14 protein-coding genes and 2 pseudogenes are annotated in these 13,168 nt (G+C 72.2%); 8 read left to right on the forward strand and 8 right to left on the reverse strand.

The features are described 5' to 3' along the window. Window positions 1-39: 39 nt before the first annotated feature. Genes M8J74_RS17285 through M8J74_RS17295 form a run of 3 tightly spaced genes read right to left on the reverse strand, consistent with a single transcriptional unit; the run spans window position 40 to window position 1,595 of the window. Window positions 40-858, reverse strand: coding sequence for a hypothetical protein (locus M8J74_RS17285; RefSeq protein WP_372500199.1), 819 nt, complete (start codon window positions 856-858; stop codon window positions 40-42). Continuing rightward, window positions 855-1,229: a TraR/DksA family transcriptional regulator gene (locus M8J74_RS17290; protein ID WP_249837262.1), complete on the reverse strand. Its 375-nt coding sequence runs from the start codon at window positions 1,227-1,229 to the stop codon at window positions 855-857. The genes M8J74_RS17285 and M8J74_RS17290 overlap by 4 nt, the downstream gene beginning before the upstream one ends. 42 nt (window positions 1,230-1,271) lie before the next feature. Next, window positions 1,272-1,595, reverse strand: a complete 324-nt coding sequence (locus M8J74_RS17295) for a TraR/DksA family transcriptional regulator (RefSeq protein ID WP_249837263.1) — start codon at window positions 1,593-1,595, stop codon at window positions 1,272-1,274. Between the two features lie 337 nt (window positions 1,596-1,932). On the opposite strand from M8J74_RS17295, the gene M8J74_RS17300 reads away from it, so the two are divergent. From M8J74_RS17300 to secD, 3 genes are all read left to right on the forward strand, one after another. After that, complete coding sequence (locus tag M8J74_RS17300) at window positions 1,933-2,886, forward strand: HAMP domain-containing sensor histidine kinase (protein ID WP_249837264.1); 954 nt, start codon at window positions 1,933-1,935, stop codon at window positions 2,884-2,886. Beyond that, window positions 2,883-3,548 (forward strand): response regulator, encoded by a 666-nt coding sequence (locus tag M8J74_RS17305; protein ID WP_249837265.1) that lies wholly within the window; start codon window positions 2,883-2,885, stop codon window positions 3,546-3,548. The genes M8J74_RS17300 and M8J74_RS17305 overlap by 4 nt, the downstream gene beginning before the upstream one ends. Window positions 3,549-4,162: 614 nt before the next feature. Continuing rightward, window positions 4,163-6,385, forward strand: coding sequence for a protein translocase subunit SecD (gene secD / locus M8J74_RS17310; protein WP_249837266.1), 2,223 nt, complete (start codon window positions 4,163-4,165; stop codon window positions 6,383-6,385). Window positions 6,386-6,553: 168 nt separating this feature from the next. On the opposite strand, the gene M8J74_RS17315 is transcribed toward secD, so the two are convergent. Next, window positions 6,554-7,252 carry a chaplin gene (locus M8J74_RS17315; RefSeq protein WP_249837267.1) on the reverse strand — a complete coding sequence of 233 codons (699 nt, stop codon included), beginning with the start codon at window positions 7,250-7,252 and terminating at the stop codon, window positions 6,554-6,556. A 212-nt stretch (window positions 7,253-7,464) separates the two neighbouring features. Between M8J74_RS17315 and M8J74_RS17320 the strand changes: the two genes are divergently transcribed. Next, window positions 7,465-8,235, forward strand: coding sequence for an aminoglycoside adenylyltransferase domain-containing protein (locus M8J74_RS17320; protein ID WP_249837268.1), 771 nt, complete (start codon window positions 7,465-7,467; stop codon window positions 8,233-8,235). A 97-nt stretch (window positions 8,236-8,332) separates the two neighbouring features. Here M8J74_RS17320 and M8J74_RS17325 read toward each other — a convergent pair whose 3' ends face one another. Beyond that, window positions 8,333-9,004, reverse strand: a complete 672-nt coding sequence (locus M8J74_RS17325) for a CBS domain-containing protein (protein ID WP_249837269.1) — start codon at window positions 9,002-9,004, stop codon at window positions 8,333-8,335. 217 nt (window positions 9,005-9,221) lie between these two features. On the opposite strand from M8J74_RS17325, the pseudogene M8J74_RS17330 reads away from it, so the two are divergent. Then, window positions 9,222-9,410: pseudogene (locus M8J74_RS17330) on the forward strand (DUF1918 domain-containing protein); the annotation flags it as partial. Between the two features lie 151 nt (window positions 9,411-9,561). Further along, window positions 9,562-9,897, forward strand: a complete 336-nt coding sequence (locus tag M8J74_RS17335; protein WP_249837270.1) for an Rv0250c family protein — start codon at window positions 9,562-9,564, stop codon at window positions 9,895-9,897. Window positions 9,898-9,940: 43 nt separating this feature from the next. On the opposite strand, the gene M8J74_RS17340 is transcribed toward M8J74_RS17335, so the two are convergent. The 3 genes from M8J74_RS17340 to M8J74_RS17350 all read right to left on the reverse strand — a co-directional run bounded on the left by M8J74_RS17340 (window position 9,941) and on the right by M8J74_RS17350 (window position 11,771). Next, window positions 9,941-10,354, reverse strand: coding sequence for an STAS domain-containing protein (locus M8J74_RS17340; RefSeq protein ID WP_249837271.1), 414 nt, complete (start codon window positions 10,352-10,354; stop codon window positions 9,941-9,943). 37 nt (window positions 10,355-10,391) lie between these two features. Next, entirely contained in the window at window positions 10,392-10,754 is a 363-nt protein-coding gene (locus M8J74_RS17345) for a DUF488 domain-containing protein (protein ID WP_249837272.1), read from the reverse strand. Window positions 10,755-10,976: 222 nt separating this feature from the next. Then, window positions 10,977-11,771, reverse strand: a complete 795-nt coding sequence (locus M8J74_RS17350; RefSeq protein WP_249837273.1) for a DUF2249 domain-containing protein — start codon at window positions 11,769-11,771, stop codon at window positions 10,977-10,979. 73 nt (window positions 11,772-11,844) lie between these two features. On the opposite strand from M8J74_RS17350, the gene M8J74_RS17355 reads away from it, so the two are divergent. Further along, entirely contained in the window at window positions 11,845-12,585 is a 741-nt protein-coding gene (locus tag M8J74_RS17355) for a helix-turn-helix transcriptional regulator (RefSeq protein WP_249837274.1), read from the forward strand. After that, window positions 12,582-13,091, forward strand: a pseudogene (locus M8J74_RS45210) (DUF8744 domain-containing protein); the annotation flags it as partial. The gene M8J74_RS17355 and the pseudogene M8J74_RS45210, both read left to right, overlap by 4 nt. Between the last annotated feature and the right edge of the window lie 77 nt (window positions 13,092-13,168).

Raw genomic sequence — 13,168 nt, forward strand, 5'->3', positions numbered from 1 at the left:
GCGCGTTCGGTGACGGCCCGGGCCCGGGCGGGGTGGGGGCTAGGAGCTGTGGCCGGTGCGGGTGACGGCGGCGGAAGGGTGGGCGTGGGCGGCCTGGAGGAGTTTCGCGGCGCCGCGCACCGCGGCGGTGTGCGGCGCCGGAACGGGCCGGAGGGGAGCGTGGAGCCGCTCGGTGAGGGGACCGGTGAGGTCGGCCCGCAACGCGCCCCCTCCGGCGAGGAGCACGCCCCGCTGGAGGGCGTCGGTCATCTGGGAGGTGCGGTCCTGCGCCAGCATGGCGGTCACCATGGCGACGAGCGCTTCGGCGATCCGCCCGGGCGGGGTGAGGCCGTCCAGGTCGCTGGTGCCCAGGGCGGTGCAGCGGGCGTCGGTCACCGCGCCGTCGGTGAGCAGTGTGACCTCGGTGAGGTGGGCGCCGAGATCCACCACGAGCAGAGGACGGCCCAGGTCGCAGTCCGCGACCGCGGCCACGGCGCGGGCGGCGGGGACGGTCAGCACCGTGCGCGGACGCAGGACGTCGACCGCTGTGCGGGCAGCGGCCCGGTAGGCGACACCGCCCAGTGCGGGCGTCGTCAGGATGATCAGCGGGTGGCCGGGAGGGCGCAGGCGGTGGCCGAGCAGCCGGTCGAGCATCCGGGCCGTTGCGGCCGTGTCGACGATGGTGCCGCGCTGGACGGGGTGCGTGGTGCCGTCGCCGGGGAAGCCGGCCGTGGGCACGTCGAGGATCGTGCGCCGTCCGGACACGCAGGCACGGGTGCGGGCGCTGCCCAGGTCGAGGGCGATGCCGGTGCACCGCCTGCACCACGGCCAGGAACGGTGCCGGTTGGTCATGGGGCGGGACCCCGGTGCGGCGGTCAACGGCCGGCCTCCCTGACCTGCTGGCACCGGGCGCAGTAGCGGGCCTGCGGCACGATCATGAGCCGCTCGCGCGCGATGGGCCCGCGGCACAGGTGGCAGGTGCCGTAGCGGCCCTGGTCCATCCGTGCGAGGGCGGCCTCGACGTCGGCCAGAACCATACGGGCGGAGGCGGCGAGCTTGACGCGGACCTCGGTCTGGGCGGCGGCCCGCTGGTCGAGCAGTGCGTCGGCGCGAGTCGTGGCGGCGGCCGAGAGATGCAGCAACTGCTCCTGGCGGAAGAGGCGTTGCTCGTGCAGGTTCTCGCGCAGCGCGGCGACGTCCTCGACCGACAAGATGGTGTTGCGGTCTTCGATGGTCCGGTGGTTCACCAAGTCACCCCCTGGGCAGGGCGGAAGCGGAGGGCGGAGGGGCGGTCAGGCGGCGTTGCGCTGGCAGGGCACGCAGAAGGGCGTGTAGGGCAGGATCTCCAGACGCTCGACCGGGATCGGCTTGCCGCACGTGCCGCAGACGCCGTAGCTGCCGTCCTGAACGCGGGAGAGGGCGGCCTCCACCTCGGCGAGGACGCGACGGATGGTGTCCTTCTGCGCGGACACCACCTGCTCCTCCCCGGCACCGGCTTCGCCGATGGCCCGCAACTGGGTGAGGCGGGAGGCACGTTCGTGTTCGAGGCGCTGCACCGCCTCGTGCGGCGTCAGCCGCTCACGGGAGGCGGGGGACCGGTGCGTGTCGAGGGACATGGAGCTTGCCTTTCGATGAGGAGGCGGGCGTGTCGGGCGCCCAGCGGACGTCGGCCGGGGTGGGTAGTCAGGGGCGAGGGTTCATGTCTCCACCGTGACGGGCATGCCGTACGAAACCCATCGGGCGCGATACCCATCTGCGGCACGGCTCGGGGTCTGCCGCGGCGCGGTGGAGCAGGCCGGAGAAATGGGCATTGGAGCCCATCGACGCTGTGAGCGGCAGCGGGCAGGCTGGGTGGCAGGCCGGTCAGGACCTGTGGCCGTGGCTCACGCTCTGGGGGCGCGGTGGCCGACAGTAGAGGCACAGCCGTGTCACCCAGCGAAAGGCGTCTTCCCGTTGTCCCTGTTCTGGCGGATCTTCGCGCTCAACGCGGTCGTGCTGGGAAGCGCCACCGCGCTGCTGCTGTGGGCTCCGGTGACGGTCTCCGTTCCGGTGGTGCTGACCGAGGCGGTCATCCTCGTGTCCGGTCTGGTCGTCATGCTGGTCGCCAACGCGGCCCTGCTGCGGATCGGGCTGGCCCCGCTCGACCGGCTCACCCGCCTGATGGCCACCGTCGATCTGCTGCGCCCCGGTCAGCGGCTCCCGGAAGGGGGCCGCGGCGAGACCGCCGAACTGATCCGCACCTTCAACGCCATGCTGGAGCGCCTGGAACACGAACGGGCCTCCAGCAGTGCCCGTGTCCTGCTCGCCCAGGAAGCCGAGCGGCGTCGCATCGCCCAGGAACTGCACGACGAGGTCGGCCAGAGCATGACCGCGATCCTGCTCGCCCTGGAACGGGCCGCCGACGAGGCGGACGAGCCCCTGCGCGGTGAGCTGAGGCAGGCGCAGGAGATCACCCGCGGGAGCCTGGACGAGGTACGGCGCCTGGTACGCCGGCTGCGGCCGGGCGTGCTGGAGGACCTCGGTCTGATCAGCGCCCTGACCTCGCTGACCACGGAGTTCGCCACCCACGTCGGACTGCGCGTGGTCCGCCGCTTCGACACCGGCCTGCCCGCCCTGGACCAGCAGACGGAACTGGTGCTGTACCGCGTCGCCCAGGAAGCCCTGACGAACGCGGCCCGCCACGCCGAGGCCGGCCAGGTCGAGGTGAGCCTGCACCGCACCGGCGAGGCGGTGGTGCTGGCCGTCGCCGACGACGGTCGCGGAAGCGGGGTCGCCCAGGAAGGGGCGGGAATCCGCGGAATGCGCGAGCGGGCCCTGCTCATCGGGGCCACGCTGGACGTCACCTCCCAGCCGCAGGCCGGTACGACGGTCCGCCTGACCGTGCCCCTCCTCAGGAAGCAGCCATGACCACGCCCCACACCTCCGTGATCCGCATCCTCCTCGCCGACGACCACGCGCTGGTACGTCGGGGAGTGCGGCTCATCCTCGACCGGGAGCCGGACCTCGAGGTCGTCGCCGAGGCCGGGGACGGCGCGGAAGCCGTCGACCTGATCCGCACCCATGACGTCGACCTGGCCGTGATGGACATCGCGATGCCCCGCATGACCGGTCTGCAGGCCACTCGCGAACTGCTCCGGCTCAAGCCCGCCCTGCGCGTCCTGATGCTGACGATGCACGACAACGAGCAGTACTTCTTCCAGGCGCTGAAGGCCGGCGCCAGTGGATACGTCCTCAAGTCCGTGGCCGACCGCGACCTGGTCGCGGCATGCCGCGCCGCCATGCGCGACGAGCCCTTCCTGTACCCCGGCGCGGTCACCGCCCTGATCCGCAACTACCTCGACCGGATCCGCAACGGCGAGGAGCCGCCCGAGCAGATCCTCACCCCGCGCGAGGAGGAAGTCCTCAAACTCGTCGCCGAGGGCCACTCCTCCAAGGAGATCGCCGAGATGCTCTTCATCAGCATCAAGACCGTGCATCGGCACCGGGAGAACCTGCTGCACAAGCTCGGTCTGCGGGACCGGCTGGAGCTGACCCGCTACGCGATCCGCGCAGGACTCATCGAAGCCTGACCCTGCCCACCACCGTGAGCGTCCGGATGTCCGTGCACAGCCGGACTCCGGAAAGCCCGCACCGCTCACGGCAGACCACGACCGACAGGGAAGGAACCCCGGGGGGATGGCGATGGCCCGCTTCGCGCACACCGTGCCGCGCACGCGCCGATCGCGCTGGGCCGTGGTGTGCGTCGTCCTGCTCGGCCTGGTCGTCACCCTGCTCGGCCCGTCGGGTCCGGGGGCGGGGCACCTCCGCGTCCCGGACGGTCCGGTGCCCGCTGCCGGGACCGTCTCGGCGCACGGTGCCGTCCATCGCGGCGAGGTGCTCGCGGACGACGCGGACCCGGACGTCCGCACCGTCGCGGTCCGAAGCCATCGGGACGCCACCGGAGAGCGTCCTGCCCCGCCCGCCCCCACCCCCGCCCCGTCAGGGACGGCCGGCTCGTGCGGGCCGGCCCGGTCTCGGACCCGGCCGGCAGTCCTCCCTGCGCAGGAGCAGCCTGCCCACCGTCACGGGGTGAGGGCACCCCCTCCGTTCTCCGGCACCTGACCCCTCCCTCACCTTCCCCCCTTCCCTTCCTTGCCGACCGCCGCCACTGCCCTGGCCGCGGTGTGCCCGCCGGAGGCGCGCTGTGAACCGATCCCCGCACATCAGAGGGCTGATCGCCCTCGCCGTCGTTGCCCTGTCCCTGTACGTCGCTCTCACCAGACCCGTCCACCTCGGACTCGATCTGCGGGGCGGCACACAGATCATGCTGGAAACCCGCCCCACCGCCGCAGCCGACACCGACAGCGAGGCCACGGACCGCACCGTGGAAGTGCTGCGCGGCCGCATCGACGCGCTCGGCGTGGCCGAACCCACCATCGCCCGCTCCGGCGACGACCGGATCGTCGTCGAACTGCCCGGCCTGCAGGATCCACGGAAGGCGGCCGACGTGCTCGGCCGCACCGCCCAGCTCACCTTCCACCAGGTCCTCGGTACGGCGACCGACGCCCCTGAGGGGCTCCCCGGACAGCCCCGCGAGCGGGTCATGGCCGACGAATCCGGCCGACCGCTGCGTCTCCAGGCGCCGTCGGTGACCGGCAAGGACGTCGAGAAGGCGGCAGCCCGCTTCGACCAGAACGGCGTCGGCGGATGGCACGTCACCGTCGACTTCAAGGGACCGGGACAGCAGGGGTGGGCGCGCCTGACCGGCGCGGCCGCCTGCCACGCGGCCGGGGATCCGGCCCGCCGTGTCGCCATCGTCCTGGACGACAAGATCATCTCCTCGCCGCAGGTCGACCCGTCCGTCGCCTGCCGCACCGGCATCACCGGCGGCTCCACCCAGATCACCGGAAGCTTCGACGACACCGAGGCCAAGGAACTGGCCCTGCTCATCAACGGGGGAGCGCTGCCGGTGCCGGTCGAGATCGTCGAGCAGCGCACCGTCGGCCCCACCCTCGGCGCGCAGGCCATCACGGCCAGCGCCTGGGCCGCCGTCATCGGCACCGCTTTGACGTCGCTGTTCATCATCGCGCTCTACCGGGTCATGGGAGTCCTCGCGACCGTGGCCCTGGCCTGCTACGGCCTCATCTCCTACGCCGCCCTCGCCGGCCTCGGGGCGACGCTCACCCTGCCGGGCCTCGCCGGATTCGTACTGGCCATCGGCATGGCCGTCGACGCCAACGTGCTCGTCTTCGAACGGGCTCGGGAGGAGTACGCCTCCCGGCACCGTCCCACCCCGCGGTCTTCCCTGACCGCGGGATTCCGCAGAGCCTTCAGCGCCATCGCCGACTCCAACATCACCACGCTCATCGCCGCCGGCCTTCTGTTCTTCCTGGCCTCCGGGCCCGTGCGCGGATTCGGTGTCACGCTGGGCATCGGCGTCGTCGCGTCCATGGTCAGCGCACTGGTCATCACCCGCGCGCTCGGCGACTACGCCGTAGCCCGCCCTCACCTGCGCCGCCGCCCCCGCCTCACCGGCATCGCCCACGTCGGCGGCGTCCGCGCCCGCCTCACCCGCACGCGGCCGAATTTGATGCGCCACCCACGCCGGTGGCTGGCCGCCTCCGCAACCGCCCTCGTCCTGGCAGCCTCCGGGATCGTCGTGCGCGGCGTCGACTTCGGCATCGAATTCACCGGCGGTCGCCTCATCGAATACACCACGACCGCTCCCGTCGACCCGGACCGTGCTCGTACGGCGCTCACCGACGCCGGATTCCCCAGGGCCGTCGTCCAGACCTCCGGCGACCACCGGCTCACGGTCCGCACCCAGCCCCTGACCAACGCCCAGGCCGAGGCCATCACCGACACCGTCACCGAGCTGGCAGGCCGAGCCGACAAGGTCCGCGACGAAGCGATCGGGCCCAGCCTCGGCGAGGAACTGCGCCGCGGCGCCCTCATCGCCCTGGCCGTCGCCCTGGGCGCCCAGCTCGTCTACCTCACCGCACGGTTCCGCTGGCTGCTGGGAACCTCCGCGATCGTCGCCCTCGCTCATGACGTCGTGATCCTCGTCGGCATCTTCGCCTGGCTCGGCAAGCCCGTCGACGGCGTCTTCCTGGCCGCGCTGCTGACCGTGATCGGCTACTCCGTCAACGACTCCGTCGTCGTCTTCGACCGGATCAGAGAACTCGGCCGCCGCGGCCGTAAGGAGCCCTTCGCCGGCGTCGCCAACCAGGCGCTCGTGCAGACCCTGCCGCGCACCGTCAACACCGGCATGGGCGCGGCGTTCATCCTCACCGCTCTGACCGTCCTCGGCGGCGACACCCTGACCGACTTCGCTCTCGCGCTCCTCATCGGTCTGGTGGTGGGCACCTACTCCTCGATGTTCACCGCCACCCCGCTGGCCGTCGAAATGCATCACCGCAGCAGATGACGGGCTTTACGACGTCACCGCCCGCGGGCGGTACGACGGCGAGCCCGCACGTCGACGGCGGCTGATCGGAGCCAGGGCGGCCGCTCTCGGTTCGGGGTCCCGGTGAGGAAGGGCCGTCGGGACGAGCGCCCGACGGCCCTTCCTCCCGGAGCGCAGGACGCGAAATCGTCACTGCGCCTTGCGGGCACGGCTGCCGCGGTACATGGCTGCTCCACTCAGCAGCAGCCCCGCACTCGCGGCGACCAGGGGCAACGTGCCGTCCGTGCCGGTGTGGGCCAGCGCGGCCGAGACCTGCTCCTGCGGTGCGAAGTCGGCAGCGCGCGGCCCCGGGTGCGGCTGCGGCCGCGCGGGCTGCTCGACCGGGACCGGCGGCGCGCCCGGGGCGGGCGGCTTCACTCCGTCGGGCGTGGTGACGCCCGGCGGCGCGGACTCGCCGGGGGACGTGTTCTTGGCGTCATTGCCGAACACCGGGTTGCCGACGCCCGCCACGTCGACGGTGTTGCCGCTGACCTCGACCGGGAGGTGGAGGGGCAGCTGAACGCCGTTGCCGGAGACGACGCCCGGCGAGTGCCGTTCATCGCCGGTGGCCGCGGCACCGCCGGGTGCCGTGGACGGGCCGGCTTCGGTGGATCGGTCGGTGCAGGCGTTGCCCGCCGCGGGGTTGAGCAGTCCGACGACGTTCACCGTGTTCCCGCACGCCTGGACCGGGGCGTGCGCCGGGAGTTGGATGGTGTTGCCGGAGACCGACCCCGGTGAGTCGGCGGCCGAACCGTCCGCCGCGGAGTCGGCGTACACCGGTCCCGCCACGGCCATCGCCCCGGAGACGACGGCAACGGCGATCACACCGTTTCGGGTGGCGTGTCTCATGGATCCCTGCCTTCCAGACGTGGTCGCGGGCAGTCACCCGCGTTCCATCAACGTCGACGAGCCGTTCCGGTTATGGCTTGTTGATCTTTGTCGTCTCGCCCACTGAACCCCCGGCGGGAGTGCACCCGTGCCCGCGGCCCGGGCCCCGCTGTGCGGGGACGTCGGCGCACGGCATGCGGTTCGGCCCACGAGGCGGGGGAGAGGCTCATGTCATGCATCAGGTGCAGGAGATCGTGGACCTCGTCGACGGCGTCCCGGGACTGGACGTCGTCGGCAGCTACCTGCACGGCTCGTCCGTGCTCGGCGGCCTCAGGCCGGCCGGCGACCTGGACGTGCTGGTGGTCTCCCGGCGGCGCATGGACGGGCGGGCGCGGCGGAACCTCCTCGACGGCGCGCTCCGCGTCTCCGGCTCCGGGAACACGCGCCGACCGGTCGAGCTCACGGTGGTCGTCCAGTCCGAGGTCCGGCCGTGGAGGTACCCGCCCACCTGTGACTTCCTCTTTGGCGAGTGGCTGCGCGAGGAGTACGAGGCCGGGAAGATCCCCCTGCCCGAGCCCATGCCCGACCTGGCCCTGCTGATCGCCGCCACGTCGGCCGGTGACCATCCCCTGACCGGCCCGCACCCGGCGCGGATCCTGGACCCGGTCCCGCGGGCCGATCTGGTCCGGGCGAGCCTGGCGGGAATCCCCGGCCTGCTCGACGACCTGCACCACGACACCCGGAACGTCCTGCTGACCCTCGCCCGGATCTGGACCACACTCGCGACCGGTGAGATCAAGTCGAAGAACGCCGCGGCGGACTGGGCCCTCGCGCGTCTCCCGCCCGAGCACCGCGCCGTCCTCGAGCACGCCAGGTACCTCTACCTCAACTGCCCCTACACGGAGGAGAACTGGAGTGGTGCCTTGCGGGAGGGGGTCTCCCCCCTCGTGGACTGCCTGCTCGCCGAGATCGACCGGCTGCGCACCGCAACCTCACAGGGGTGACCGGGCGAGGGCCGATGTCCGACCCGGTTGCCACCCGGGCCGGGCATCGGCCCTCGCCGATACGAAAATCCCCGCGAGCGAATGGGTCCCGCGGTACTCACCCTTCGACAGGAGCCGTCCGGGAGGCCTCTCGGCAGCCGATGTGCGCGGAGAGGGAGACGACGCCGTCGACGTCGCGGCAGAGCCGCTCGACGATGGGGATCAGGCTGGACGCGTCGACCGTTCCTTTGAGCGTCACCTTCCCGTCGTGCACCTCGACCGTCACATCCGACGGCGCGAGGTGCAGCGTCCGCCGCAGGACGTCCTGGGTGATCTCGTCCCGGATGGCGTCGTCCCGGCGCAGGAAGATCCGCAGGAGGTCACCGCGGCTGACGATGCCCCTCAGCCGGTCCGCCTCGTCCACCACGGGCAGCCGCTTGAAGTTCCGCAGCGCCATCAGCCGGGCCGCCTCGACCGCGGTCCACTCCGGACGCGCGCACACGGCGGGAGAGGACATCAGCTCCCCGGCCGTGGAGGCCTCGGCCTTGGCACGCTCCCACGTCTCCAGACGCGGCAGCGGTGTCCGGCTGGACGGGTCGCTCTGGGCGGAGCACTTGCGCAGCAGGTCGGCCTCGGACACCACGCCCAGGGGGTGGTCCATCTCGTCCACGACGGGCACCGCGGTGATGCCGTTCTCCGCCAGCAGCTCGACGATCTCCTTGAACGGCGTGTCGTACCGGGCCCGGACGACACCATGGGTCATCAGGTCGGCAACAGTACGGTGCTGCATGTCGTCCTCCCTTCGCGGTGTGACAACCGCGTGGTCACATGTCCAGCGTGTCAGCGCCGGCTCGTCGGCAGGAGAGCCACCCAGGACCCAATCAGGGCCGGACGGCCCGGAAGCAGGTCCATCCGGTCCCTCGGATCAGGGTTCCTGAGCCCAAGCGGCCGCAGCCCCCGCATGCCACGTTGGACACAGGAGCGGATGAAGAAAGCGGGTGACGATCATGCGAGCTGAACTCGGTGACGTACTTGTCGTCGAAAGCCCGACCACCGGAGTCACCAAGCGCGACGGCGAGATAGTGGGCCTCCACCACGAGGACGGCACCCCTCCCTACGACGTGCGCTGGTCGGACACCCATGAGGTGACCCTCGTGTTCCCCGGCCCCGACGCGCACGTCCGCCACGTCGAACACACCTAGGCCCGGCCTGTTCGGCCTTCGCCGAGGGGCCTGATGGCCCCTGCACGGGCGTCGGCGAGGGGGACAGCATGGGAGGACGATGTTCAAGCGCACCGGGGCGGAGCGGACACGTTGCGTCGCGGACACCTCCGGAGGTGAGGGGCCGATGTCGGTTCACGAGGAGTTGGCACACGCTCGACACGCTCTCGACGACTTGGTGCGAGCGGTGGATCGGCTTCAGATCCCCCGCGGGAACGACCCGGACGTGCGCCGGGTTCGCGTGGACACCGACCACCTGCGGGAGGACCTCGACCTGCTGCGGCAGAGCATGGCCGCAGAGGAGTCGTCCGCGGATCCCGCGCCGCCACAGATCGTCTTCATTCCCCGCACGCCGTACGACCCTTCGATGTGGGCCGACTGCGAGGACGAAGGCATCGGCTCGCGCCACGGCCCCGAACGGCGGCAGGCCCGTCCGGCGCGGCGGTTGCCCCACCGGGCCTGAGGTCTCGCTCGCGTTGCGGCCGTAGGCCGCCGGGGCGGCGCGGTCAGCCCGAGGACGGATGCGGCCAGGCGGCGAGGCTGCCCGGTGAGGGCGCGGACTGCGCCGCATCCGCTGTCGAGGGGTAGATCTCGTAGCTCTTGCGCATGCCGCTGAGCTCGAAGAGCCGGAGGACCCGGCCGGAGACGGACGCGATGCGCAGCGAGCCGTCGTACTCGCGGATGCGTTTCGTGATCGCCACCATCGCGCCCAGGCCCATCGAGTCCATGAAGGTGACGAAGCCCAGGTCCAGGACGAAGTGGCGGTGCCCCTCGTCGAGGAGTCTGATCACCGCTTCGCGGATCATGGGTGCGGTGTGGGCATCGACCTCGCCGTCGATCTCGGCGACGACCCAGCCGTTGACCACGTCGTAGCTCACCATCATGCGCTCGTGCCGGATGATGTTCGTTCGCACGGTCATCCCTCGTCACTTTCTTCGGATGGCGAAGGCCCCTTGGTCACCGGCCCTCTTCCAGCCAGTCGGCCAGAACGGCGGCCTGACTGTGGGCCACGTCCTTGGTGGCGGTCAGCAGTACGAGTCTGTCGTGCGCTGCCAGGTCACGCAGGTGTGCGGTCGCCTCGCGATGTCCCGCGTCGTGCAGTTCCGCCAGGTAGCGGTGGCGGAACTCGGCGAAGCGGCCGGGTTCGTGGCCGTACCACTTGCGCAGTGCGCTCGACGGGGCGACGTCGCGCAGCCACTCGTCCAGATGCGCGTCCTCCTTGCGCATGCCTCGCGGCCAGACCCGGTCGACCAGCACGCGCTTGCCGTCCCGCGGTGCGGTTTCCTCGTAGACCCGGCGGTGAGTGATCTGTTCGGCCATGACGCTGTCTCCAGATCGGCCGGCCGCTTCGGTCGGGGAGTGGCTGGAGTGCTCCGGGTCGCTGCTGCGATGCGGCTGTCCCGGACTCGCCCCATTTTACCGAGGAGGGGTGACGGACGGCTTGCTGGAAAACCGGGGGTGGGCTGCGAGGACCGTGCGGGCGCCGACCGCGGTGAGGCGTGGTGCCCGGCGGCGATCGCGGCGGGGCGATCCGGGAGTCGGTCAGCGGTGCGTGAGCAGCAGACGCCATGCCTCTGGGCCGCGCTGGAGGTACTCCACCGCGAACGCGCCCGGGTGGCGGTCCTCGATCTGGCCCAGCAGAGGCAGCGGGTCGTGCGGCGCCACCAGGACCAGCGACTGCCCGGAGGGCACTGCGGCGAGCGCGCCGAACACTGTGGCGTGCCTGATCGCGTGGGGGACGTCGCGTACGTCCAGCTCGGGCACGTCGGTGTCGTCGGAGCCACCGCAGCCGCACGTGCCACCGCAGCCACCAGCGGTCGTGGCCGCCTCGGCGGCGGTGCCGTGTTCCTCACCGTGGCCGAGGAGCTCGTGCATGCCCGCGAGGAGTCCGGAGAGGGAGACGTCGGGCGCGCCGGCCAGCAGGGGCAGGACGAGGGCGTTCTCCTTCTCCAGGTGCTCTTCGAACAGCACCTGCAGGGCACGGCCGTCGGCCGCCGCCTGTACCGCGGAACCGGTGGTGCGCAGCGCGTCGACGAGCGCGGCGAGCCTCTTGTGCTCGGCAAGCATGCCGTCGATCAGGAGGCGGGCTGCGGGCAGATCGTGGGCGACGGGGTAGAGGGTCTCCTCCTCGGCGGCCGCGTGCGGCAGCAGGTCGCGGTCGCAGAAGGCGACCAGTTCCGCACAGGCCCGGCCGGCCGCCGCGGTCTCGTGCTCCGCGGTCGCGACCAGCAGGGCGACGCGTCCGGCCAGGTCGCCCGCCAGCTGGGTGTGATGCGCCTCGACGGCTTCGGCGGCCGCCGCGTCCTGGGGGTCCGAGGCGATGGTCAGGGTGCTCATGAGCGTCGTCCTTCCGACGGCCGGCAGCCCGTCCCTGTGCAGTCCGGGCCCATGACCGGAATATACTACGGACATGACCGTGGAAAATAACGGGCCGCTTCCCGGCAGTGGAACCAATCGCGTTCCGCTGTCCCGGCAGCGCCGCGGTGTCCTGCAGTACCTGCGCGGCCAGACCTGCCCCGTCACCGCGAGCGCGCTCGCCCAGGTGTGCGCGCTGCACGTCAACACCGTCCGCGAGCACCTGGACGCCCTCGTCGACGACGGCCTCGCCGTCCGTGAACGCTCCAGCCCTTCCGGTCGGGGCCGTCCCGCCTTCCGCTACCGGGCCCGCCCGCCGCAGGAGTCGCCCGCACGCGAGTACGCCGGGCTCGCCACCGTCCTCGCCGCGCAGATCGCCCGCTCCAGTGCCGACCCGCGCCGGGACGCGCTCGCCGCCGGCGAGGACTGGGGGCGTGTCCTGACCGCAGGGCAGACGCCGTCGACGGACTCCAAGGAGGCGCGGACACGGTTGCTGGACCTCCTCGACGAGATCGGGTTCGCGCCGGAAGCGGACGCGGACGCACATCAAGTCCGTCTGCGGCGCTGCCCGTTCGTGGAGACGGCCCGTGAACACCCCGGAGTCATCTGCGGTGTTCACGAAGGACTGGCGCGGGCGGGACTCGCCGCGCTGGGCGTGGCGCCGCAGGAGGTCGAGCTGCTGCCCTTCGCCGAACCGGACGCCTGCCGCCTGCACTTGGGCCTGGCCGGGCGGCCCGACGACGAGAACCACGCCCGGCCCCCGGCGTCACCCGGCGCACCGCGGGCGCAGCGATGACCTCGGCGTCTGGCCCCGGCTCCGGCGGCAGTGCCGCCCGACGCGCGGGTGCCCGCCGCGCACCGCTGCCGGCCGCCGCCGGAATCTGCCTCCTCGCCGGCCTCGACGCGGTCCTCGGTCTGCTCGGCCTCCCGCCCCCGGTCACCACCGACCGGCTCCCGCAGGTGCACGGCATGCTGATGGTGCTCGGCTTCGCCGGCACGCTCGTCGCTCTGGAACGTTCCGTCGCGCTGGGCTGCCCCTGGGCTCATCTGGCCCCTGGCTGCCTCGGCGCCGGGGGCCTGTTGCTGCTCACCCCGGTCGATCTGCTCATACCCCGGCTGCTGCTCGTCGCCGGATGCGCGGCCCTGGTCGCCCTGTACGTGCGCTTCTGGCGCCGGCAGCCCAGCGCCGCCCTGATCGCCCAGGCCGCGGGGGCGGTATCCGGGCTGGGCGCGGCGCTGCTGTGGCTGGGCGGGATCGACGTACCGCGCATGCTGCCCTGGCTGGTGGCGTTCCTCGTGCTGACCATCGTTGGAGCGGTCCGCCGCCACGAACGCGCGCGGTGGCGCGGTGACGCCGACCGGCCGCACCACCAGGGTCG

This window comes from Streptomyces panaciradicis (assembly GCF_023516615.1).
Taxonomy (GTDB): Bacteria; Actinomycetota; Actinomycetes; order Streptomycetales; family Streptomycetaceae; genus Streptomyces; species Streptomyces panaciradicis.

What these genes read in the sequence shown, in the direction of transcription:
- M8J74_RS17295 (WP_249837263.1), bottom strand. Translation starts at nt 1,595, where the DNA reads ATGTCCCTCGACACGCACCGGTCCCCCGCCTCCCGTGAGCGGCTGACG.
- M8J74_RS17305 (WP_249837265.1), top strand. Translation starts at nt 2,883, where the DNA reads ATGACCACGCCCCACACCTCCGTGATCCGCATCCTCCTCGCCGACGAC.
- M8J74_RS17315 (WP_249837267.1), bottom strand. Translation starts at nt 7,252, where the DNA reads ATGAGACACGCCACCCGAAACGGTGTGATCGCCGTTGCCGTCGTCTCC.
- M8J74_RS17320 (WP_249837268.1), top strand. Translation starts at nt 7,465, where the DNA reads ATGCATCAGGTGCAGGAGATCGTGGACCTCGTCGACGGCGTCCCGGGA.
- M8J74_RS17325 (WP_249837269.1), bottom strand. Translation starts at nt 9,004, where the DNA reads ATGCAGCACCGTACTGTTGCCGACCTGATGACCCATGGTGTCGTCCGG.
- M8J74_RS17335 (WP_249837270.1), top strand. Translation starts at nt 9,562, where the DNA reads ATGTCGGTTCACGAGGAGTTGGCACACGCTCGACACGCTCTCGACGAC.
- M8J74_RS17340 (WP_249837271.1), bottom strand. Translation starts at nt 10,354, where the DNA reads ATGACCGTGCGAACGAACATCATCCGGCACGAGCGCATGATGGTGAGC.
- M8J74_RS17345 (WP_249837272.1), bottom strand. Translation starts at nt 10,754, where the DNA reads ATGGCCGAACAGATCACTCACCGCCGGGTCTACGAGGAAACCGCACCG.
- M8J74_RS17350 (WP_249837273.1), bottom strand. Translation starts at nt 11,771, where the DNA reads ATGAGCACCCTGACCATCGCCTCGGACCCCCAGGACGCGGCGGCCGCC.
- M8J74_RS17355 (WP_249837274.1), top strand. Translation starts at nt 11,845, where the DNA reads ATGACCGTGGAAAATAACGGGCCGCTTCCCGGCAGTGGAACCAATCGC.